The sequence below is a fragment of the Pseudomonas glycinis genome, from assembly GCF_054871425.1.
The window spans coordinates 75,770-96,989 of sequence record NZ_JBTYHF010000011.1; the positions used below are offsets into that span (position 1 = coordinate 75,770).

Here is a 21,220-nt window from a genome sequence, read left to right on the forward strand (position 1 = left end):
GAATGAGTGGTGATGCAGGGCTTCAGAGCAGCACCACGTCATATTGTTCCTGGGAATACATGGTTTCCACTTGGAAACGTATGGTGCGACCGATGAAGCCTTCAAGCTCGGCGACGTTACCGGATTCTTCGTCAAGCAAGCGATCGACCACTTTCTGGTTGGCCAGTACCCGATAACCCTCGGCCTGATAGGCCCGCGCCTCGCGCAGAATCTCGCGGAAGATCTCGTAACAGATGGTTTCGGCGGTCTTCAGTTTGCCGCGTCCCTGGCAACTGCTGCACGGCTCGCACAGCACCTGTTCGAGACTTTCACGGGTGCGCTTGCGGGTCATCTGCACCAGGCCCAGCTCGGTGATGCCGATGATGTTGGTCTTGGCGTGATCGCGCTCCAGCTGTTTCTCCAAAGTGCGCAGGACCTGACGCTGGTGCTCTTCATCTTCCATGTCGATGAAGTCGATGATGATGATCCCGCCGAGGTTGCGCAGGCGCATCTGCCGGGCAATCGCCGTGGCCGCTTCGAGATTGGTCTTGAAAATGGTTTCTTCGAGGTTGCGATGACCGACGAACGCCCCGGTGTTGACGTCAATGGTGGTCATGGCTTCCGCCGGATCGATCACCAGATACCCCCCGGACTTCAGCGGCACCTTGCGCTCCAGCGCGCGCTGGATTTCATCTTCGACTCCGTACAGATCGAAGATCGGCCGCTCGCCCGGATAGTGTTCCAGACGATCGGCGATTTCCGGCATCAGTTCGGCGACGAATTGCGTGGTTTTCTGGAAGGTCTCCCGCGAGTCGATGCGGATCTTCTCGATCTTTGGATTGACCAGGTCACGCAGGGTGCGCAGGGCCAGGCCGAGGTCTTCGTAGATCACGCTCGGCGCGGCGATGGTCTTGATCTGCTCGTTGATCTGGTCCCAGAGGCGCCGCAGGTAACGGATGTCCATGAGGATTTCATCAGCGCCCGCGCCTTCAGCGGCTGTGCGCAGAATGAAACCGCCGGCCTCCTTGATGCCTTCTTTGGCCACGCAATCACTGACCACCTGCTTGAGACGCTCGCGCTCGGCTTCGTCTTCGATCTTCAGGGAAATGCCAACGTGGGCAGTGCGCGGCATGTACACCAGATAACGCGAAGGGATCGACAGTTGCGTGGTCAGGCGTGCGCCTTTGGAGCCGATCGGGTCTTTGGTGACTTGCACCACCAGACTTTGACCTTCGTGCACCAGCGAACTGATGCTTTCCACCGCCGGGCCTTCGCGCAGGGAGATTTCGGCGGCGTGAATGAAAGCTGCACGATCGAGGCCGATGTCGACAAATGCCGCCTGCATGCCCGGCAGTACGCGAACGATCTTGCCTTTATAGATGTTGCCGACGATCCCGCGTTTCTGCGTGCGCTCGACGTGGACTTCTTGCAGCACACCGTTTTCGACCACCGCCACGCGCGATTCCATCGGCGTGATGTTGATCAGAATCTCTTCACTCATGGCAGGATCTCGTTCAGGCATGTTCACGATAGTGGCCGCATCTGGATTCGTACGACGCTCAGGGCGTGTTCAGGTTTTGCCAACAGGGTATGCCGAAATGGCCCAACACCTCGCAGGTTTCGCACAACGGCAGGCCGACCACCGCCGAATAGCTGCCGTCGAGCCCGGCGACGAACACCGCACCCAGGCCTTGAATGCCATAGCCGCCGGCCTTGTCGCGCGGTTCGCCACTGGCCCAGTAGGCGCCGGCCTCTTCGCGGCTGATGCTGCGAAAACGCACGCGACTGCGCACCACCCGCGACTCGCAGCGCTCACCTTCAAGCACGGCGATGGCGGTCAGCACTTCGTGTTCGTTGCCGGACAACATCATCAGCATGGCGCATGCATCGGCTTCGTCCACCGGTTTGCCAAGTATTTTGCCGTCGAGTACCACAGCGGTGTCGGCGCCAAGCACGCAGAACGGCTGGTCAGAGACGACCGAGCGGCGCCCGGCCTCAGCCTTGCCACGCGCGAGGCGGTCGACATAGGCCGAAGGGGATTCTTCAGGCAGCGGGGTTTCGTCGATGTCCGCGCTGATGGCGGAGAACTGCACGCCGATCTGCGTGAGCAATTCCCGGCGGCGCGGTGAGCCGGAGGCGAGGTAAAGCAGTTTCATCAAAACATCTCCCTGTTCAGTGCCCTGCTTCACCGGCTCAATAGATTCTGTAGCGTCGGCACATCCCGCGAAGGGCGAAGCTGACCCACGGCCAGAGCAAGGCACTGACCAGCGCCGGCAAGACCAGCGCCAGGGTTGGCTGACGGTTGCCGGTCAGAGCGCTGAGCCACAGTTGCGCCAATTGTGCGAGGCCGAAGATCACCAGGATCACCAGGCACTGCTGCCACATCGGGAACATGCGCAGACGCTGCTGCAACGACAACACGAGGAAAGTAATCAGGGTCAGGATCAGCGCGTTCTGCCCGAGCAGGTCGCCCTGCAGGACATCTTCGGCCAGTCCCAGACAGAAGGCGGTGACCATGCCGACCGTGTGCGGCATATACAGCGCCCAGAAGGTCACGAGCAAGGCCAGCCACAGCGGGCGAAGGATTTCCATGAAGATCGGCAACGGCGATACGCTGAGCAGGATACCGACGAAGAACGTCAGCCAGATCATCCAGCCGTTTCCGGATTTTTTCGCGCCGACCATTATTCTCGTCCCCCGGTAGTCGCTGGCGGTTTCGCCGGTGGTTTGCTCGCGGCCGGCGGTTTGGCAGCGGCCGGAGCGGCAGCGGGCGGTTTGCTCGCGGCGGGCTTGGCTGGCGTGGCGGCTGGCGCCGCTGCTTCAGCGGCCGGCGCTGCGGTAGCGGTCGACGGCGTGGCAGGCATGATCAACGGTTTCGGCACGCTGGCCGGCAACATCGGGCCGCCGCCGTGGGCATCAAGCTGTTCCTGGGCCTGGGCGGCGTCATTGGCGCGTTCCTCGGCGGTGCGGCTGTCGCTGAACACCAGCAGCAGATAGCGGCTGCGGTTCAGGGCGGCGGTCGGTACCGCACGGACAATGGCGAACGGTTGGCCGGAGTCGTGGATGACCTCTTTTACCGTGGCCACCGGATAACCGGCCGGAAAACGCTGGCCAAGGCCGGAGCTGACCAGCAGATCGCCTTCCTTGATGTCGGCTGTGTCGGCGACATGACGCAATTCCAGGCGCTCAGGGTTGCCGGTGCCACTGGCAATCGCGCGCAGACCGTTACGGTTCACCTGCACCGGAATGCTATGGGTGGTGTCGGTCAGCAGCAGGACACGCGAGGTGTACGGCATCAATTCAACCACCTGGCCCATCAGCCCGCGCGCATCAAGCACCGGTTGGCCGAGCACCACGCCGTCGCGCTCACCTTTGTTGATGATGATGCGATGGGTAAAGGGGTTGGGGTCCATGCCGATCAACTCGGCCACTTCGACCTTTTCATTGACCAGTGCGGAGGAATTGAGCAACTCGCGCAGCCGAACGTTCTGCTCGGTCAGGGCCGCGAGCTTTTGCATGCGCCCCTGCAACAGCAGGTTTTCGGTCTTGAGTTTTTCGTTTTCGGCGACGAGCTCGGTGCGGCTGCCGAACTGACTGGCGACCCCTTCCCACAAGCGGCCAGGCAGGTCAGTAATCCAGTAGGCATCCATGAGCACCAGCGACGCTTGCTTGCGCGCGGGCTTGAGCAGGTCGAAACGTGCATCGACCACCATCAGTGCGACCGCGAGCACGGCCAGCACCAACAGGCGCACGCCCAACGAAGGGCCTTTGGTGAAAAGCGGTTTAATAAGCCGCTCCTCCCAGGCAAATGTTCTGTTTATTCATACGGCATCAAACCGGCCTGGATGAAGACTGACAGAAGATAAACGCCAACAGGCAGCACTGCAAAGTGCTGCCTGTGCGTTCACCCACGTATTGCATTCGAAGCTTATTCGCTCGAAAGCAGATCCATGGTGTGCTTATCCATCATTTCCAGCGCACGGCCACCGCCGCGAGCAACGCAAGTCAGCGGATCTTCGGCAACGATCACCGGCAGACCGGTTTCCTGAGCCAGCAACTTGTCGAGGTCACGCAGCAGCGCGCCACCACCGGTCAGCACCAGGCCACGCTCGGCGATGTCGGAAGCCAGTTCCGGCGGCGATTGCTCCAGCGCGCTTTTCACGGCCTGAACGATGGTTGCTAGCGACTCTTGCAGAGCCTCGAGCACTTCGTTGGAGTTCAGGGTGAATGCGCGTGGAACGCCTTCGGCCAGGTTGCGACCGCGAACATCGACTTCGCGCACTTCGCCGCCCGGGTAGGCCGTACCGATTTCCTGCTTGATGCGTTCAGCGGTGGATTCACCGATCAGGCTGCCGTAGTTGCGGCGCACGTAGGTGATGATCGCTTCGTCGAAACGGTCGCCGCCGACACGTACGGATTCGGCGTAAACCACACCGTTCAGGGAGATCAGGGCGATCTCGGTGGTACCACCACCGATGTCCACGACCATCGAACCGCGCGCTTCTTCAACCGGCAGGCCGGCACCGATCGCAGCAGCCATCGGCTCTTCGATCAGGAACACTTCACGGGCACCGGCGCCAAGGGCCGATTCACGGATGGCGCGACGCTCAACCTGGGTGGACTTGCATGGAACGCAGATCAGCACACGAGGGCTGGGCTGCAGGAAACTGTTTTCGTGAACCTTGTTGATAAAGTACTGCAGCATCTTTTCGCAGACGCTGAAGTCGGCGATCACGCCGTCCTTCATCGGACGAATGGCAGCAATGTTGCCCGGCGTACGGCCGAGCATGCGCTTGGCCTCGGTGCCGACAGCGACGACACTTTTCTGGTTACCGTGTGTCCGAATGGCCACAACCGATGGCTCATTCAGGACGATACCGCGCTCGCGCACGTAAATAAGGGTGTTGGCAGTGCCCAGGTCAATGGAAAGATCGCTGGAAAACATGCCACGCAGTTTCTTGAACATGGGAAAGGGACCCTAGGCAACGCGTGGGTAAAAAAGTGCGGCAAACTCTAACAACGACAGGGATTTTGGGCAAGGCGCCAATATGTTAAATTGGCCGCTTTTCTGTGCACCAAGCCCCACAATCGCGGCCTTATGACCGTAGAAGTGCGGTAGTGTTCCGACAATCTAACACACGGACGCCGTCCGTTCTGTTTTCCACTGGAGAATCCCGATGGCGCTAGAACGCTCCGACGTGGAAAAAATCGCGCATCTGGCCTGCCTTGGCCTCAACGATGCCGATCTTCCGCACATTACTTCCGCCCTCAACAGCATTCTCGGGCTGGTCGACGAAATGCAGGCCGTTGATACCGACGGTATCGAGCCGCTGGCCCACCCCCTGGAAGCCAGTCAGCGCCTGCGCGCCGACGTGGTGACCGAGACGAATAATCGCGAGGCCTACCAGTCCATCGCACCAGCGGTCGAAAACGGCCTGTATCTGGTTCCGAAAGTCATCGACTAAAGGGAAAGAGCCTGCAATGCATCAAATGACTCTGGCCGAGATCGCCCGCGGTCTCGCCGATAAAAAGTTTTCCTCCGAAGAGCTGACCAAAGTCCTGCTGGCGCGTATTACCCAGCTCGATCCGCAGCTCAACAGTTTCATCAGCCTCACCGAGGATCTGGCCATCGAGCAGGCGAAAGCCGCCGATGCACGCCGGGCCAACGGTGAGAGCGGCGCCCTGCTCGGCGCGCCGATCGCCCACAAGGATCTGTTCTGCACCCAGGGCATCCGCACCAGCTGCGGCTCGAAGATGCTCGACAACTTCAAGGCTCCATACGACGCCACCGTAGTCGCGAAACTGGCCGCTGCCGGCGCCGTGACCCTGGGCAAGACCAACATGGACGAATTCGCCATGGGTTCGGCCAACGAGTCGAGCTGGTATGGCGCAGTGAAAAACCCGTGGAATCTGGAACACGTACCGGGTGGTTCGTCCGGTGGTTCGGCGGCGGCAGTTGCCGCTCGTTTGTTGCCAGCCGCCACGGCCACTGACACCGGCGGTTCGATCCGCCAGCCGGCGGCGTTCACCAACCTCACCGGCCTGAAGCCGACCTACGGTCGCGTTTCGCGCTGGGGCATGATCGCTTACGCCTCCAGCCTCGATCAGGGCGGCCCGTTGGCGCGCACGGCCGAAGACTGCGCGATTCTGCTGCAAGGCATGGCCGGCTTCGACCCGAACGACTCCACCAGCATCGATGAGCCGGTTCCGGATTACTCCGCCAGCCTCGGCGAGTCGCTGCAAGGCCTGCGCATCGGCGTGCCGAAGGAATACTTCAGCGCCGGTCTCGACCCGCGCATTGCCGAGCTGATCCAGAACAGCATCCAGCAGTTGCAGAAGCTCGGTGCGGTGATCAAGGAAATCAGCCTGCCGAACATGCAGCACGCCATTCCTGCGTACTACGTGATCGCCCCGGCAGAAGCCTCCTCCAACCTGTCGCGTTTCGACGGCGTGCGTTTCGGCCACCGCTGCGAAAACCCGGAAAACCTCATCGACCTGTACAAGCGCTCCCGTGGCGAAGGCTTCGGCGCCGAAGTACAGCGCCGGATCATGGTCGGTGCCTACGCGCTGTCCGCCGGTTACTACGACGCCTACTACCTGAAAGCGCAGAAGATCCGTCGTCTGGTGAAGAACGATTTCATGGCTGCGTTCAATGAAGTCGACATCATCCTCGGCCCGACCACGCCGAACCCGGCCTGGAAGCTTGGCGCGAAGAACAGCGACCCGGTCGCTGCCTATCTGGAAGACGTCTACACCATCACCGCCAACCTCGCGGGCCTGCCGGGCCTGTCGATGCCGGCCGGTTTTGTCGACGGTCTGCCGGTGGGCGTGCAGTTGCTCGCGCCGTATTTCCAGGAAGGCCGCCTGTTGAACGTTGCCCACCAGTATCAGCTCAACACTGACTGGCACACCCGCACCCCAACCGGCTTCTGAGGAGACACACATGCAATGGGAAGTCGTGATCGGGCTGGAGATTCACACTCAGCTCACCACCCGGTCGAAAATCTTTTCCGGTAGTTCCACCACGTTCGGTTCCGAGCCGAACACCCAGGCCAGCCTGATCGATCTGGGCATGCCCGGCGTGCTGCCGGTGCTCAACCAGGAAGCGGTGCGCATGGCGGTGATGTTCGGTCTGGCGATTGACGCCGAGATCGGCCAGCACAACGTGTTCGCCCGCAAGAACTACTTCTACCCGGATCTGCCCAAGGGCTACCAGATCAGCCAGATGGAATTGCCGATCGTTGGCAAAGGCCACCTGGACATCGCCCTGGAAGACGGCACGGTCAAACGCGTCGGCATCACCCGTGCGCACCTGGAAGAAGATGCCGGCAAGAGCCTGCACGAAGAATTCAACGGTGCCACCGGCATCGACCTGAACCGTGCCGGCACGCCGCTGCTGGAAATCGTTTCCGAGCCGGACATGCGCAGCGCCAAGGAAGCCGTGGCTTACGTCAAGGCGATCCACGCGCTGGTGCGCTACCTGGGCATCTGCGACGGCAACATGGCCGAAGGCTCGCTGCGTTGCGACTGCAACGTCTCGGTACGGCCGAAAGGCCAGGTCGAGTTCGGCACTCGCTGCGAGATCAAGAACGTCAACTCGTTCCGCTTCATCGAGAAGGCGATCAACTCGGAAATCCAGCGCCAGATCGAGCTGATCGAAGACGGCGGCAAAGTGATCCAGCAGACCCGTCTGTACGATCCGAACAAGGACGAGACCCGTCCGATGCGTTCGAAAGAGGAAGCCAACGACTACCGTTACTTCCCCGATCCGGACCTGCTGCCGGTGGTCATCGAAGAGTCGTTCCTCGGTGAAGTGCGTGCCACCCTGCCGGAACTGCCACCGCAAAAGCGCGAACGCTTCCAGAGCCAGTTCGGTCTGTCGGCCTACGACGCCAACGTGCTGGCCACCAGCCGTGAACAGGCGGATTACTTCGAGAAAGTCGCAGCCATCGGTGGCGACGCGAAACTGGCGGCGAACTGGGTGATGGTCGAGTTGGGCAGCCTGCTCAACAAGCAGGGCCTGGACATCGAAGACTCGCCAGTCTCCGCCGAGCAACTGGGCGGCATGCTGCAGCGCATCAAGGACAACACCATCTCCGGCAAGATCGCCAAGGTGGTGTTCGAAGCGATGGCCAACGGCGAAGGCAGTGCTGACGAGATCATCGAGAAGCGCGGCCTCAAGCAAGTCACCGACACCGGCGCGATCTCCGCCGTGCTCGATGAAATGCTCGCGGCCAACGCCGAACAGGTCGAACAGTACCGCGCGGCAGACGAAGCCAAACGCGGCAAGATGTTCGGCTTCTTCGTCGGCCAGGCCATGAAAGCCTCGAAAGGCAAGGCCAACCCGCAGCAGGTGAACGAACTGCTGAAAAGCAAGCTCGAAGGCTGACCACCAATGGAGCCAGATCCAAAGCCTGGCTCCATCCCCTGTGGAAGGGACCTGTGGCGAGGGGATTTATCCCCGTTGGGCCGCGAAGCGGCCCCAATTGCTGAGCTTGATTTGCACCAGATAAATCGAGTTCTCAGTTTTGGGACTGCTGCGCAGTCCAACGGGGATAAATCCCCTCGCCACAGGTCACTCCTACATTTGATCCGGGATACCTTTGAATGAAGCGCCTGTTTTTGAGCACCGCCCTGCTCTCTCTGCTGGCCGGTTGCGCCAGTACCGACACCATCGACCCGCACGGTTACGACCAGACCGGCGTCGCCTCCTACTATGGAGCCAAACATCACGGTAAGCGCACCGCCAGCGGCGAAGCGTTCAACCAGCATTCCCTGACCGCCGCCCACCGCCAGTTGCCGTTCGGCACGCGAGTGAAGGTCACCAACCTGAAAAATGATGAATCAGTCGTGGTCCGCATCAATGACCGTGGCCCGCACACCCGTGGCCGGCTGATCGATCTGTCGCGCGAGGCCGCCGATGAAATCGGCATGCTGCGCAGCGGCACCGCACGGGTTCGCGTGCAGGCCTTGGACTGATGGAGCGCCGACCATTTTCGGACTAGCCGATCTGCCGCTGATCAACGTCATCGAATTGCTCAGCGGCCTGGTTCTTTTGCTCATCGGCGCCGAGCTGATGGTGCGCGCCGCCGTGCGTCTGGCCGAGCGCCTGCACGTGCGTCCGTTGATCATCGGCCTGACCATCGTCGCCCTCGGCAGCAGCGCGCCGCAGATGACCGTGAGCCTGCAAGCGGCGCTGACCGACAACCCGGACATCGCCGTCGGCAGCGTGGTTGGCAGCGGCATCTTCAACATCCTCGTAACCCTTGGCCTGTCGGCGTTGATCATCCCGCTGCGCGTATCGCGGCAGTTGGTGCGCCTGGATATCCCGCTGATGATCGGCGCCAGTCTGCTGGTATTCATCCTCGCGTGGAATAAAGACCTCGGGCGTTTCGACGGCGTCCTGCTGCTCGGGGCCTTGGCGCTGTACCTTGGCTTGTTGTTCCGCCAGTCGCGACACTCGACGCGACCTCATACCGAACGCCCGAAGGATACGCAGCAATCCTGGCTGATCAGTGTGCTGATGATTCTCGCTGGCCTTGCCATGCTGGTGTTCGCCGGGCGTTTGCTGCTTGGCGCCGCCGTGGTCGTGGCCACCGACCTGGGCCTGTCCGAACGGGTCATCGGCCTGACCGTGGTCGCGGTCGGCACTTCGCTGCCGGAACTGGCGACTTCGCTGATCGCGGCGTTGCGCGGGCAGCGCGACATTGCCGTGGGCAACGTGATCGGCGCCAACCTGTTCAACCTGCTCGGGGTGCTCGGCCTGACCGCCCTACTCGCACCGACGCCGCTTTCCGTCTCCCCCAACGCGCTGGATTTCGACTTGCCAGTGATGCTCGGCGTCGCGGCGCTGTGCTTGCCGGTGTTCTATTCCGGCTACCGCGTTACCCGGGCCGAAGGCTTGCTGCTGCTCGGTTTGTATCTGGTCTACGGGCTGCATGTGGTGTCGTTCACCACCGGCATGCCGCTGGCCGGCAAACTCGAGCGCTTGATGCTGTTTTATGTCCTGCCGTCGCTGCTGACGTTTCTGCTGTTCACGTCGATCCGCGCCTGGCGTCGCCAACACCACAAGAGAGATGTGCCATGAGCGAGTCGAAGCAGTCCGGGGTTGAAATCCGTCGTCAGGTCATGGGCGATGCGTTCGTTGATCGCGCCCTGGGCAACGCCACCGAGTTCACCCAGCCGTTGCAGGATTTCGTCAATGAACACGCCTGGGGCGGGGTGTGGAATCGTGAGGGGCTGCCGCTGAAAACCCGCAGCCTGATTACCCTCGCCGCACTGACCGCGTTGAAGTGTCCGCAGGAGTTAAAAGGCCATGTGCGCGGTGCGCTGAACAATGGCTGCACGGTGGAAGAGATTCGCGAAGCGCTGCTGCATTGCGCGGTGTATGCCGGCGTACCGGCGGCGATCGATGCGTTTCGCGCGGCGCAGGAAGTGATCGACAGTTATCAGAAACCGCAGTGACCGCCTTCGCGAGCAGGCTCGCTCCCACAATTGCAATGCGCTTCCCTGTGGGAGCGAGCCTGCTCGCGAAGAGGCCCTGGCAGACACCGCAAATCCTTGGTCAGATCCACCCACCCCACTGCAACACAAAGATCCCGACATTGGTGGTAATCGCCGCCATCAACGTGGTCATCACGATAATCGCCGCTGCCAGCTCATGATTGCCCTGCGCCGCCCGGGCCATGACGAAACTTGCCGCCGCCGTCGGGCTGCCAAAGTAGAGAAACAGAATCCCCAGTTCCGCCCCGCGAAAGCCCCACAACCACGCGCCCACGGTTGCCAGTAACGGCAGACCGACCATCTTCACCAGGCTGGAGCTGAGCGCCATCTTGCCGCTCTTGCGCAACGCCGCCAGTGACAGCGTGCCACCGATACAAATCAGCGCCAGCGGCAACGTGGTCTGCGCCAGATACTGGCCCGAGGTTTCCAGCCAGCCCGGCAAACCGATCTTGAAATAAGCGAACGGCGCCGCCGAAATCACGCTGATGATCAGCGGGTTGCTGAACACGCTTTTGCAGATGCTCCACGGATCGGACTTGATCACCGGGCTGTACACCGCCAGCACGATGGTCGACAGGGTGTTGTAGAACAGGATCACCAGCGCCGCGAGAATTGCCCCGAGGGAAATGCCGTAATCGCCGTACATGCTCGCGGCGAGCGCCAGGCCTATCACGCCGTTGTTGCCGCGAAACGCACCCTGGGTGTAGATGCCGCGATCTTCCCGCGGACACTTGAAAATCGCCCAGCCCCAGGCCACAGCGAAACTCACCAGGGTCGCGAGGGAGAAGTAGATGAGTAGCGAGGGTTGCAGTGCGGCGTGCAGGTCGGCGTGGAGGATGCCGAGGAACAGCAGCGCCGGCATGGTCACGTTGAATACCAGCGACGAGGCGGTGTGGATGAAGTTGTCGTTGATCCAGTCGATGCGCTTGAGCAGCACACCGAGAAACAGCATGGCAAACACCGGCGCGGTGATGTTCAGGGTTTCAAGAAAGATTGCCAGCATGCCGGAGAGCCTTGGGTGAGCGTCGATAGGGGGCTAATGATAAGCCACTTTCACCCTGATCGTTCCCACGCTCTGCGTGGGAATGCAGCCCCGGGACGCTCTGCGTCCCAAAGCGTGACGCGGAGCGGCACATGAGGCATTCCCACGCAGAGCGTGGGAACGACCACAGGCACCGCAAGTCCTTCGGCGTCTGGCAGATCGCTTTCGCGAGCAGGCTCGCTCCCACATTTGCAATGCATTTCCCTGTGGGAGCGAGCCTGCTCGCGAAGAACGATGACGCGGTCTCAGGTAATCGGCGCCGGGTTGAACAAGGTGATGTCGTTATGCAGCTTGTGCTTCTCCGCCCAGGTCTGTTGCTTGCCACTGGCAACATCCAGGTAATAGTGAAACAACTCCCAGCCGAGTTCTTCGATGGTCGCGCGCCCGGTGGCAATGCGTCCGGCATCGATGTCGATCAGATCCGGCCAGCGCTGCGCCAGTTCGGTCCGCGTCGACACCTTGACCACTGGCGCCATGGCCAGCCCGTAAGGCGTGCCGCGGCCAGTGGTGAACACGTGCAGGTTCATCCCCGCCGCCAGTTGCAGCGTACCGCAGACAAAATCACTGGCCGGCGTCGCGCAGAAAATCAGGCCTTTGTGCTTGAAACGCTCGCCCGGGCCCAGCACGCCATTGATCGCGCTGCTGCCGGACTTGACGATCGAGCCCAGGGACTTCTCGACAATGTTCGACAACCCGCCCTTCTTGTTGCCGGGCGTGGTGTTGGCGCTGCGATCGGCTTCGCCCTTGGCCAGGTAACGATCGTACCAGTCCATCTCGCGTACCAGCTCTTCGGCGACGGTTTGCGTTTGCGCCCGCGAAGTCAGCAGGTAGATCGCATCGCGCACTTCGGTGACTTCGGAAAACATCACTGTCGCCCCCGCACGCAACAGCAAGTCCGAGGCATAACCCAGCGCCGGGTTGGCGGTGATGCCGGAGAACGCGTCGCTGCCGCCGCACTGCATACCGAGAATCAGCTCGGAGGCCGGCACTGTTTCGCGGCGGCGCTGATCGAGCTTCTTCAGGCGCACTTCGGCCAGTTCCATGATCTGCTCGATCATTTCGGTGAAGCCGTGACTGGAATCCTGCAAGCGGTACAGCCACGGATCGCTGAGATCCACCGAGGCATCGTCCTCGTGCATCACCTGCCCGGCCTGCAATTTCTCGCAGCCCAGACCGATCACCAGCGCCTCGCCGCCCAGGTTCGGGTTGCGTGCCAGATTGCGCACGGTACGAATCGGGATGTAGGCATCGGTCGCGGTAATCGCCACACCGCAGCCATAACTGTGGGTCAGCGCCACCACGTCATCGACGTGCGGGTACTTCGGCAGCAGCTCTTCCTTGATGCGCTTGACCGCGTGATCGAGCACGCCGGTGACGCACTGCACGGTCGTAGTGATGCCGAGAATGTTGCGCGTGCCGACGGTGCCGTCGGCGTTGCGATAACCCTCGAACGTGAAGCCTTCCAGCGGTGCCTGCGCATCCGGCACATCGGTGGACAGCGGCAAGCTGTCCAGCGGCGGCGCGGTCGGCATGCGCAGTTGATCTTCCTTGACCCAACTGCCGCGACGGATCGGCTGCAACGCGTAGCCAATGATCTGCCCGTAACGAATCACCGGGCCGCCTTCGGGAATATCCTCCAGGGTGACCTTGTGGCTCTGCGGCACGAAATCCAGGGTGACCAGGCCGTCGGCGAACTCGGTACCGGCCGGTACGCCCTGATCGTTGACCACCACTACAACGTTGTCCCGCTCGTGCAGGCGGATGTAGCGCGGCGAGTCGGAATGTTCAATCAACTGCATGACGCCGCTCCTCAGGAATGCGCTTGAGACAAATTGCCGGTAGCTTCATTGCCGCCCTTGGCTGGCGGCTCTTTCAGGACCACACGCTTGATCGGGCCGACGATCACCAGATAGCTGAACACCGCGACCAGTGCGTTGGCGCCGACAAACACCAGCGCCCACTTGAACGAGCCGGTGGAGCTGATGATGTAGCCGATCACGATCGGCGTGGTGATCGAAGCGATGTTGCCGAAGGTGTTGAACAGGCCACCGCTCAGACCGGCGATCTGTTTCGGCGAAGTGTCGGAAACCACCGCCCAGCCCAGTGCGCCAACGCCTTTGCCGAAGAATGCCAGCGCCATGAAGCCCACCACCATCCATTCCACGTCAACATAGTTGCACGCGACGATGCTGCTCGACACCAGCAGACCGGCGATGATCGGCGCCTTGCGAGCGAAAGTCAGCGAATGGCCCTTGCGCAGCAGGTAGTCGGAAATCACCCCGCCGAGCACGCCGCCGATAAAGCCGCAGATGGCCGGCAACGAAGCGATGAAACCGGCCTTGAGAATGGTCATGCCACGCTCTTGCACCAGATACACCGGGAACCAGGTCAGGAAGAAATAAGTGATGCCGTTGATGCAGTACTGGCCCAGATACACGCCCAGCATCATGCGGTTGGTCAGCAGCTGACGGATGTAATCCCACTTCGGACCGTCGGACTTCTTGCCCTTCTGATCCATGTCGACCATGCCGCCGTTGTCAGCGATGTGCTTGAACTCGGCCTCGTTGACCCGTGGGTGTTCGCGCGGGCTGTAGATGACTTTCAGCCACACCAGCGAGAACACGATACCGAGGATACCCATGACGATGAACACGTGCTCCCAGCCGAAGCTGTAGACGATCCAGCCCATCAACGGCGCGAACAGCACGGTGGCAAAGTATTGCGCCGAGTTGAAGATCGCCGAAGCGGTGCCGCGTTCAGCGGTCGGAAACCACGCCGCCACGATGCGCGCGTTGCCGGGGAACGATGGCGCTTCCGCCAGGCCAACGAGGAAACGCAGCATGAACAGCGCAACCACTGCCGAGGACATGCCGAATTCACCGACGAAGCCTTGCAGCACGGTGAACAGCGACCAGGTGAAAATGCTCAGGGCATAGACTTTTTTCGAGCCGAAGCGATCGAGCAGCCAGCCACCGGGAATTTGCCCGGCGACGTAGGCCCAACCGAATGCGGAGAAGATGTAGCCGAGGGTGACGGCGTCAATGCCAAGGTCCTTTTGCAGGCTGGAGCCGGCAATGGCGATCGTGGCACGGTCGGCGTAATTGATCGTGGTCACCAGAAACAGCATGAGCAGGATCAAATAGCGGACGTGAGTCGGCTTGGAGGATTGCATGCAGATGTACTCCCACTGATTATTTTTATGCGGGTAAAACATTCTTTGGTCTTGTGCCGCGCAGGGCCTCAGGCGATGGCCCGGCGCGGGTGCAGCGGGGTTACGATCCGATGTAACTGGTCTTCACGACCGTGTAGAACTCTTGTGCATAGCGGCCCTGCTCACGGGAGCCGTAGGACGAGCCTTTACGCCCGCCGAACGGTACGTGGTAATCCACACCGGCGGTCGGCAGATTGACCATCACCATCCCGGCCTGGGAGTGGCGCTTGAAGTGGTTGGCGTACTTCAGCGAGGTGGTGGCGATGCCGGCCGACAAGCCGAATTCGGTGTCGTTGGCCATTGCCAGCGCAGCTTCGTAATCAGCCACACGAACAATGTTGGCCACCGGGCCGAAGATCTCTTCGCGGCTGATGCGCATCGACGCTTCGCTGTCGGCGAACAGGGTTGGCGCGAGGAAGTAGCCCTCGGTGTCGCAAGTCACCACACCGCCGCCGCTGACCAGACGTGCACCTTCGGACTGGCCGATGTCGATGTACTTCATGTCCTGTTCCAGCTGCGCCTGGGAGACCACCGGACCGATGTCGGTGCCGGCCTTCAGCGCGTGGCCGACCTTGATCGACTTCATGCGCTCGGCCATCGCTTCAACGAACTTGTCGTGAATGCCGGCGGTGACGATCAGACGGCTCGACGCAGTGCAGCGCTGGCCGGTGGAGTAGAACGCGCTCTGCACCGACAGCTCGACCGCTTGCTTGAGGTCGGCGTCGTCGAGAATGATCTGCGGGTTCTTGCCGCCCATTTCCAGCTGCACTTTGGCTTGGCGCGAAACGCAGTTGACGGCGATCTGGCGGCCAACGCCCACCGAACCGGTGAAGCTGATGCCGTCGACTTTCGGGCTGTTGACCAACGCCTCGCCAACCACCCGACCGCTGCCCATTACCAGGTTGAACACACCGGCCGGGAAGCCCGCGCGGGAAATGATTTCCGCCAGCGCCCAGGCGCAACCCGGCACCAGATCGGCAGGCTTGAGTACGACGCAGTTGCCATAGGCCAGGGCCGGAGCAATCTTCCACGCCGGGATGGCGATCGGGAAGTTCCACGGGGTGATCAGACCGACCACGCCCAGCGCTTCACGGGTGACTTCGACGTTGACGCCCGGGCGTACCGACGGCACATAGTCACCGGACAGGCGCAGGCATTCACCGGCGAAGAACTTGAAAATATTGCCGGCGCGGGTCACTTCACCGATCGCTTCCGGCAGGGTCTTGCCCTCTTCACGGGCCAACAGCGTGCCGAGCTCTTCGCGACGGGCGAGAATCTCGCTGCCGACTTTATCCAGCGAATCGTGGCGGGCCTGGATGCCCGAAGTCGAGTACGCCGGGAACGCAGCGCGAGCAGCGTCGATGGCGGCGTTGACCTGGGTCAGGTCAGCCTTGGCGTAGTCGCCGATGGTGTCGCTGAGTTCGGACGGGTTGATGTTGGCCGAGTAATCGGTACCGGCGACCCATTCGCCATTGATGTAGTTGTCGTAGCGTTTTGCAGTTGTCACAGGGCAGCCCTCAACTCTAAAAGCCTTCACGCAAAAAGCCGCTGATTGCTCAGCGGCCTCGCTTTTCTCGTTTATTGCGCGCCTTGCTTGTCGATCAGCGCGGCGAGCATTTCGTACTCTTCGCCGGTCAGGTCGGTCAGCGGCGCACGCACCGGACCTGCGTCATAGCCGGCGATTTTTGCACCTGCCTTGACGATGCTCACGGCATAACCGGCCTTGCGGTTGCGGATGTCCAGGTACGGCAGGAAGAAGTCGTCGATGATCTTGCCGACGGTGGCGTGATCTTCGCGAGCGATCGCGTGGTAGAAGTCCATCGCGGTTTTCGGGATGAAGTTGAACACCGCCGAGGAGTACACCGGCACGCCCAACGCCTTGTAGGCAGCGGCGTAGACTTCGGCGGTCGGCAAACCACCCAGGTAGCTGAAGCGATCACCGAGGCGGCGACGGATCGACACCATCAACTCGATATCGCCCAGGCCATCCTTGTAACCGATCAGGTTCGGGCAGCGCTCGGCCAGACGTTCCAGCAGCGGCGCGTTGAGGCGGCAAACGTTGCGGTTGTAGACGACCACGCCGATCTTCACCGATTTGCACACGGCTTCAACGTGGGCGGCAACACCGTCCTGGCTCGCTTCGGTCAGGTAGTGCGGCAGCAGCAGCAGGCCCTTGGCGCCCAGACGCTCGGCTTCCTGAGCGTATTCAATGGCCTGGCGGGTCGAACCACCGACGCCGGCGAGGATCGGCACGCTGGTTGCGCAGGTGTCGACGGCAGTCTTGATGATTTCCGAATACTCGCTGGCGGCCAGGGAGAAGAACTCACCGGTGCCGCCGGCGGCGAACAGAGCCGAAGCGCCATACGGAGCCAGCCATTCCAGGCGTTTGATGTAGCCCGCGCGGTTGAAATCGCCCTGCGCGTTGAAATCGGTCACCGGGAAAGACAGCAGGCCGGCAGAGAGGATGGACTTCAGTTCTTGTGGATTCATTATTCGAACACCCTGGTAGCAACGTTTTATTGTGAGTGGACCGTTCAGCCTTCGCCGAAGTTGTAGGTCATCGTACAACTTAAAAAATAACCGTCAACTGCATTTCATCGTTGGCAGGGCTTTTTTGTCCGACAAAATCGCTGTTTATGCTTCTGGAAATCGCTGGAAGGCCCGTCCTTGAAGCATTTTCTCGCGGAAATATCTGGTCTGGATTCGTTTAATTCTGAGAGGACCAGCGGCTCGTAAAGTACGTCGACTGCCACGAAGGATCGTGGCGGACCACTCAAAGGAAGCCGCTATGTCGATGCATTTTGCCGCCCCCACCCTCACCCATGCCGCCCCGGCGCAAGACGATTGCGTGACGCTTCAGCTCTCGCAATTGCCGGACATCCTCACCGTGCAGGTGCCGGATTCCAGCGATTTCGCAGCGAACTGGAGCGTCTACGCGATTCTCGGCAGCGATGGCGAGGAACCCGAATGGGAAGGTGATGAGGTGGACACTGGCGCCTGGGACGACGCCGAGGATGAAATGGAGAAGCTGTTCGACATCGAGGTGCAACTGCCGAAAGAGGCGCTGCAACCGTATCTGAACCGCGAGGTGGAGCTGCGTTACAAGTTCCGCGATGAGTCGAGTATGGAGCCGTATTCGCAGGCGTTGAGGTTGCGGATCGAGGCGTGAACACGATGTTTCTCATCACCATTTCACGTTTCCAGACGTAGCCGCTTTGCGTGACGACCGTTGGTCGGGACTGGTATTTCTAACAGGTGCGCAAGAAGGGGCGTAACTGAGCTAATGACCGCAGGGGATAGCGAACCGGCCCCTATCGTAGCGCGTCATTACTACGGAATTAAAAGGTTTGATTAGGTATAAAAGGAATTTCAATCATGACTCCAAAAGCAACAAACCTCGCCCCGCCTCAACTTCTCGAAGCCACCGTGCATGACGGGAAACTCAAGCTTTACATCCATAATTTGGTTGACCCTGCTCACGGCATCGTCGAGTCGTACCCAGATGTTATGGAGGGAGACAAGGTCATCTTCGAGGTGAGCACTTCCACAGGGAACCAAGATAAGCAGGAGCTCGAAGTAAAATCACCCACCGATGCCTCATTTGTATTCAATATTGCGAAAAAAATCTTTGCAGAAAAATTTGAGCCGGGTGCCATCGCTACATTGAGCTATAGCGTGCAGAGATCTGGTAATACTGCACCGTCTGAAAAGCAGAAGGTTTATCTCGAACTCTGACAACATCACCCCTGCGCCTGCGCCTCTTCATGGGCCTGGCGCAGTCTTTCGCGGCTATTGGTCAGATGCAACCGCATTGCGGCGCGCGCAGCATCGGAATCCTGACGGGCAATCGCGTCGTAGATTTCCTCGTGCTCGCGACTCAGGCGGCCCATGTAGTGCTGTTGATCATCGTGGGCCAAGCGCGCCGAGTTCAGCCGCGTACGTGGAATGATGCTGGTGCCCAGGTGGGTCATGATGTCGGTGAAGTAGCGGTTGCCGGTGGACAGGGCGATTTCCAGGTGGAAAGCGAAGTCCGACGACACCGCATCGCTGGCATGCGAGGCGCTTTCGTTCAAGGCGTCGAGGGCGGCGCGCATGGTTGCCAGTTGCTCGGGGCTGCGGCGCTGCGCGGCGAGGCCGGCGGATTCGACTTCGAGGCTGATGCGCAATTCGAGGATCGCCAGCACGTCACGCAGGGTGACCACGGTCGCCGGATCGATACGGAAACCGCTCGGGCTCGGCGTGTCGAGAACAAAGGTGCCGATGCCGTGGCGGGTCTCCACCTGACCGGCGGCCTGCAGACGGGAAATCGCCTCGCGCACCACGGTGCGGCTGACACCATGGGCTTCCATGATCGCCGACTCGGTGGGCAATTTGTCGCCACGCTTGAGCAGGCCATCACGGATCTGCTCGCTCAACACCGTCACCAATTCCTGGGCGAGGCTGCGGCGCTTGCGGGGGAGGCGCGGGGTGTCGATCAGCTTTTCCATGGTCTGCGTCTTGTCTCGAAAGTTCGGCTTGGCGCCATCATAGCTCAAGCGAGTTGTACGATCACTTTCCGTTCCACACAAATCCTGTGGGAGCTGGCTTGCCAGCGATGAGGCCATATCAGGCGACATAGATGTCGCCTGTTGCGCCGCCATCGCTGGCAAGCCAGCTCCCACAGAGGTATTGCACTATTCAGGCAGTTACGGGTTGCTCCACCAGGTGCCCGCTGTCGATCCGCACATGCCGTGGATGGAATCGTTTCAAACTGCTTCGGTGACCGACGCTGACGATGCTCAGACCCGGAATCTCGTCGATCAACGCCTGATACAACGTCGCCTCGTCCTCTTCATCCATCGCCGATGTAGCCTCGTCCATGTACAGCCATTGCGGTGAATAAAGGAGTGCGCGGGCGAAGGCCAGGCGTTGTTGCTCGCCCGGTGAAAGCATGCGCTGCCAGTGATTGGCTTCATCCAGCCGCCCAACCAAGTGCGGCAGACGACAGGTTTCCAGCACCTGTGCATAACGCTCCGGCGTGTAAGTGTCGCCCGGTTGTGGATAACTCAACGCTTCACGCAATGTGCCGATCGGCAGATAAGGCTTCTGCGGCAGGAACAGATAACGCGCCGCCGGCAAACGAATATTGCCGTGCCCCGCCGGCCACAAATGCCCCATCGCCCGCAGCAATGTGGACTTGCCGCTGCCGGAACGGCCGCTGAGCATCACGCGCTCACCCGGCTCAACGGTCATGTCAGCGTCGGTCAGCAGGTGACGACCATCGGCCAGATCGAGGCCGAGGTTGTGCACCTGCAACTCACTGCCCTGGTTCTGCACGTCGATGGCCGGGGTGCGTTGTTCGTTGTCGCTCATGGCCTGACGGAAACTCAGCAAACGATCACAGGTGGCGCGCCACGCGGCGAGATCCGAGTAGGCAGTGATGAACCAGCTGAAATTCTCCTGCACGTTGCCGAACGCCGAGTTGATTTGCATCAGCTCGCCCAGTTCGATCTTGCCGGACAGATAGCGCGGTGCGGCGACGACAAACGGGAAAATGATTGCGATCTGACCGTAACCGGAGGTGAAGAACGTCAGGCGCTTGGACACGCGCATGATGTCCCAGAAATTGTGCCAGACCAGCCCGAAGCGGTTGCTCAGGCGGCGGTTCTCATTCGGTTCGCCGTTGTACAAGGCGATGCTTTCAGCGTTCTCACGCACGCGCACCATGGAAAAACGCAGGTCTGCTTCGAAGCGTTGTTGCTTGTTGTTCAGACCGATCAGACGGCGACCGATCAAATGCGTCAGCCAACTGCCCACCGCCGCATACAACAGCGCACACCAGAACATGTAGCCGGGAATTTCGATGCCGAACACTTCGATACTGCCCGACACGCCCCACAAAATGATCGAGAACGACACCAGACTGACAATCGTGCGCAGCAGCCCGAGGCCCAGGCTCAGGGTGTTGGCGGTGTAAGTGTTGAGGTCTTCGGAAATCCGCTGGTCGGGGTTATCGGTATAACCGCCCTGCTCCAGCTGATAGTAATTCTTGTGGTCTAGCCAGCGCTTGAAGTGCTTTTCGGTCAGCCAAGCCCGCCAGCGGATCGTCAGCATCTGCGTCAGATACAAGCGATACACCGCGCCGAGAATCGCCACCGTCGCGATGCCGCAGAAATACAGGATCAACTGCCAGAACGCGGCTTCATCCTTTCTCTGCAAAGCGTTGTAGAAATCCTTGTACCAACTGTTGATCCACACCGAGATCGCTACGCTGAACAGCGTCAGCGCAATTACGGCAATCAGCAACGTCCAGGCCTTGCCCTTCTCTTCGCTGCGCCAGTAAGGCGTGGTCATCGCCCAGACTTTGCGAAAAAACTGCCCGCGCACAGCATCGTTGACCGCGGAATATTCAGCGTTCTGATTCATGGATAAGGCTCGATAGTAAAAAGAACGGACACGCGCCGATCATAGATGATCGGCGCGTTTTATCGCGAGGGCTGGCGATA

General features: G+C 60.7%; 20 protein-coding genes. 8 read left to right on the forward strand and 12 right to left on the reverse strand.

The window, feature by feature from the left end; genetic code table 11:
• Positions 1-22: 22 nt before the first annotated feature.
• From rng to mreB, 5 genes are all read right to left on the reverse strand, one after another.
• Positions 23-1,480, reverse strand: a complete 1,458-nt coding sequence (gene rng / locus ACYSTU_RS24060; protein ID WP_016771696.1) for a ribonuclease G — start codon at positions 1,478-1,480, stop codon at positions 23-25.
• A 58-nt stretch (positions 1,481-1,538) separates the two neighbouring features.
• Positions 1,539-2,135 carry a Maf family protein gene (locus ACYSTU_RS24065; RefSeq protein WP_499002019.1) on the reverse strand — a complete coding sequence of 199 codons (597 nt, stop codon included), beginning with the start codon at positions 2,133-2,135 and terminating at the stop codon, positions 1,539-1,541.
• A 37-nt stretch (positions 2,136-2,172) separates the two neighbouring features.
• Positions 2,173-2,664, reverse strand: coding sequence for a rod shape-determining protein MreD (gene mreD / locus ACYSTU_RS24070; RefSeq protein ID WP_024011608.1), 492 nt, complete (start codon positions 2,662-2,664; stop codon positions 2,173-2,175).
• The gene (gene mreC, locus ACYSTU_RS24075) at positions 2,664-3,767 is read right to left on the reverse strand and encodes a rod shape-determining protein MreC (protein WP_080902498.1); all 1,104 of its coding nucleotides are present in this window, start codon (positions 3,765-3,767) and stop codon (positions 2,664-2,666) included. Before mreC ends, mreD begins: the two co-directional genes overlap by 1 nt.
• A gap of 140 nt (positions 3,768-3,907) precedes the next feature.
• Entirely contained in the window at positions 3,908-4,945 is a 1,038-nt protein-coding gene (gene mreB, locus ACYSTU_RS24080) for a rod shape-determining protein MreB (RefSeq protein WP_002555108.1), read from the reverse strand.
• A 211-nt stretch (positions 4,946-5,156) separates the two neighbouring features.
• Between mreB and gatC the strand changes: the two genes are divergently transcribed.
• The 6 genes from gatC to ACYSTU_RS24110 all read left to right on the forward strand — a co-directional run bounded on the left by gatC (position 5,157) and on the right by ACYSTU_RS24110 (position 10,443).
• Positions 5,157-5,444, forward strand: a complete 288-nt coding sequence (gene gatC, locus ACYSTU_RS24085; protein ID WP_024011606.1) for an Asp-tRNA(Asn)/Glu-tRNA(Gln) amidotransferase subunit GatC — start codon at positions 5,157-5,159, stop codon at positions 5,442-5,444.
• Between the two features lie 16 nt (positions 5,445-5,460).
• On the forward strand, positions 5,461-6,912 hold the full coding sequence (gene gatA / locus ACYSTU_RS24090) for an Asp-tRNA(Asn)/Glu-tRNA(Gln) amidotransferase subunit GatA (RefSeq protein WP_024011605.1): 1,452 nt from the start codon (positions 5,461-5,463) through the stop codon (positions 6,910-6,912).
• Between the two features lie 10 nt (positions 6,913-6,922).
• Positions 6,923-8,368, forward strand: a complete 1,446-nt coding sequence (gene gatB, locus ACYSTU_RS24095; protein ID WP_016771702.1) for an Asp-tRNA(Asn)/Glu-tRNA(Gln) amidotransferase subunit GatB — start codon at positions 6,923-6,925, stop codon at positions 8,366-8,368.
• Positions 8,369-8,586: 218 nt separating this feature from the next.
• Positions 8,587-8,958 (forward strand): septal ring lytic transglycosylase RlpA family protein, encoded by a 372-nt coding sequence (locus ACYSTU_RS24100; protein WP_499002024.1) that lies wholly within the window; start codon positions 8,587-8,589, stop codon positions 8,956-8,958.
• Between the two features lie 97 nt (positions 8,959-9,055).
• Positions 9,056-10,066 (forward strand): calcium/sodium antiporter, encoded by a 1,011-nt coding sequence (locus ACYSTU_RS24105; protein WP_499002151.1) that lies wholly within the window; start codon positions 9,056-9,058, stop codon positions 10,064-10,066.
• A complete protein-coding gene (locus ACYSTU_RS24110; RefSeq protein ID WP_024011602.1) occupies positions 10,063-10,443 on the forward strand; it encodes a carboxymuconolactone decarboxylase family protein in 381 nt (126 codons plus the stop codon). Before ACYSTU_RS24105 ends, ACYSTU_RS24110 begins: the two co-directional genes overlap by 4 nt.
• Before the next feature lie 100 nt (positions 10,444-10,543).
• Here ACYSTU_RS24110 and ACYSTU_RS24115 read toward each other — a convergent pair whose 3' ends face one another.
• The 5 genes from ACYSTU_RS24115 to kdgD form a co-directional block, all read right to left on the reverse strand.
• The gene (locus tag ACYSTU_RS24115; RefSeq protein ID WP_016770674.1) at positions 10,544-11,485 is read right to left on the reverse strand and encodes an AEC family transporter; all 942 of its coding nucleotides are present in this window, start codon (positions 11,483-11,485) and stop codon (positions 10,544-10,546) included.
• Positions 11,486-11,769: 284 nt separating this feature from the next.
• A complete protein-coding gene (garD, locus tag ACYSTU_RS24120; protein ID WP_016771706.1) occupies positions 11,770-13,323 on the reverse strand; it encodes a galactarate dehydratase in 1,554 nt (517 codons plus the stop codon).
• Positions 13,324-13,334: 11 nt separating this feature from the next.
• Positions 13,335-14,696 carry an MFS transporter gene (locus ACYSTU_RS24125; RefSeq protein WP_499002029.1) on the reverse strand — a complete coding sequence of 454 codons (1,362 nt, stop codon included), beginning with the start codon at positions 14,694-14,696 and terminating at the stop codon, positions 13,335-13,337.
• A gap of 100 nt (positions 14,697-14,796) precedes the next feature.
• Positions 14,797-16,242, reverse strand: a complete 1,446-nt coding sequence (locus ACYSTU_RS24130) for an aldehyde dehydrogenase family protein (RefSeq protein ID WP_499002032.1) — start codon at positions 16,240-16,242, stop codon at positions 14,797-14,799.
• 71 nt (positions 16,243-16,313) lie between these two features.
• Positions 16,314-17,225, reverse strand: coding sequence for a 5-dehydro-4-deoxyglucarate dehydratase (kdgD, locus tag ACYSTU_RS24135; protein WP_016771708.1), 912 nt, complete (start codon positions 17,223-17,225; stop codon positions 16,314-16,316).
• A gap of 298 nt (positions 17,226-17,523) precedes the next feature.
• On the opposite strand from kdgD, the gene ACYSTU_RS24140 reads away from it, so the two are divergent.
• On the forward strand, positions 17,524-17,904 hold the full coding sequence (locus tag ACYSTU_RS24140) for a hypothetical protein (protein ID WP_130902191.1): 381 nt from the start codon (positions 17,524-17,526) through the stop codon (positions 17,902-17,904).
• A 206-nt stretch (positions 17,905-18,110) separates the two neighbouring features.
• The gene (locus tag ACYSTU_RS24145; protein ID WP_499002037.1) at positions 18,111-18,470 is read left to right on the forward strand and encodes a hypothetical protein; all 360 of its coding nucleotides are present in this window, start codon (positions 18,111-18,113) and stop codon (positions 18,468-18,470) included.
• Positions 18,471-18,475: 5 nt separating this feature from the next.
• On the opposite strand, the gene ACYSTU_RS24150 is transcribed toward ACYSTU_RS24145, so the two are convergent.
• Together ACYSTU_RS24150 and ACYSTU_RS24155 are read right to left on the reverse strand one after the other, a co-directional pair.
• Entirely contained in the window at positions 18,476-19,222 is a 747-nt protein-coding gene (locus ACYSTU_RS24150; RefSeq protein WP_024011597.1) for a FadR/GntR family transcriptional regulator, read from the reverse strand.
• Between the two features lie 190 nt (positions 19,223-19,412).
• A complete protein-coding gene (locus tag ACYSTU_RS24155) occupies positions 19,413-21,140 on the reverse strand; it encodes an ABC transporter ATP-binding protein/permease (RefSeq protein WP_110603712.1) in 1,728 nt (575 codons plus the stop codon).
• Positions 21,141-21,220 lie beyond the last annotated feature (80 nt).

Bases quoted from the DNA above. Each gene is read 5' to 3' on its own strand.
- ACYSTU_RS24115 (WP_016770674.1), bottom strand. From the start codon at position 11,485: ATGCTGGCAATCTTTCTTGAAACCCTGAACATCACCGCGCCGGTGTTT.
- garD (WP_016771706.1), bottom strand. From the start codon at position 13,323: ATGCAGTTGATTGAACATTCCGACTCGCCGCGCTACATCCGCCTGCAC.
- ACYSTU_RS24110 (WP_024011602.1), top strand. From the start codon at position 10,063: ATGAGCGAGTCGAAGCAGTCCGGGGTTGAAATCCGTCGTCAGGTCATG.
- ACYSTU_RS24100 (WP_499002024.1), top strand. From the start codon at position 8,587: ATGAAGCGCCTGTTTTTGAGCACCGCCCTGCTCTCTCTGCTGGCCGGT.
- gatA (WP_024011605.1), top strand. From the start codon at position 5,461: ATGCATCAAATGACTCTGGCCGAGATCGCCCGCGGTCTCGCCGATAAA.
- ACYSTU_RS24125 (WP_499002029.1), bottom strand. From the start codon at position 14,696: ATGCAATCCTCCAAGCCGACTCACGTCCGCTATTTGATCCTGCTCATG.
- ACYSTU_RS24155 (WP_110603712.1), bottom strand. From the start codon at position 21,140: ATGAATCAGAACGCTGAATATTCCGCGGTCAACGATGCTGTGCGCGGG.
- ACYSTU_RS24105 (WP_499002151.1), top strand. From the start codon at position 9,056: ATGGTGCGCGCCGCCGTGCGTCTGGCCGAGCGCCTGCACGTGCGTCCG.
- ACYSTU_RS24150 (WP_024011597.1), bottom strand. From the start codon at position 19,222: ATGGAAAAGCTGATCGACACCCCGCGCCTCCCCCGCAAGCGCCGCAGC.
- mreB (WP_002555108.1), bottom strand. From the start codon at position 4,945: ATGTTCAAGAAACTGCGTGGCATGTTTTCCAGCGATCTTTCCATTGAC.
- gatC (WP_024011606.1), top strand. From the start codon at position 5,157: ATGGCGCTAGAACGCTCCGACGTGGAAAAAATCGCGCATCTGGCCTGC.
- ACYSTU_RS24140 (WP_130902191.1), top strand. From the start codon at position 17,524: ATGTCGATGCATTTTGCCGCCCCCACCCTCACCCATGCCGCCCCGGCG.
- ACYSTU_RS24145 (WP_499002037.1), top strand. From the start codon at position 18,111: ATGACTCCAAAAGCAACAAACCTCGCCCCGCCTCAACTTCTCGAAGCC.
- mreD (WP_024011608.1), bottom strand. From the start codon at position 2,664: ATGGTCGGCGCGAAAAAATCCGGAAACGGCTGGATGATCTGGCTGACG.
- kdgD (WP_016771708.1), bottom strand. From the start codon at position 17,225: ATGAATCCACAAGAACTGAAGTCCATCCTCTCTGCCGGCCTGCTGTCT.
- rng (WP_016771696.1), bottom strand. From the start codon at position 1,480: ATGAGTGAAGAGATTCTGATCAACATCACGCCGATGGAATCGCGCGTG.
- gatB (WP_016771702.1), top strand. From the start codon at position 6,923: ATGCAATGGGAAGTCGTGATCGGGCTGGAGATTCACACTCAGCTCACC.
- ACYSTU_RS24065 (WP_499002019.1), bottom strand. From the start codon at position 2,135: ATGAAACTGCTTTACCTCGCCTCCGGCTCACCGCGCCGCCGGGAATTG.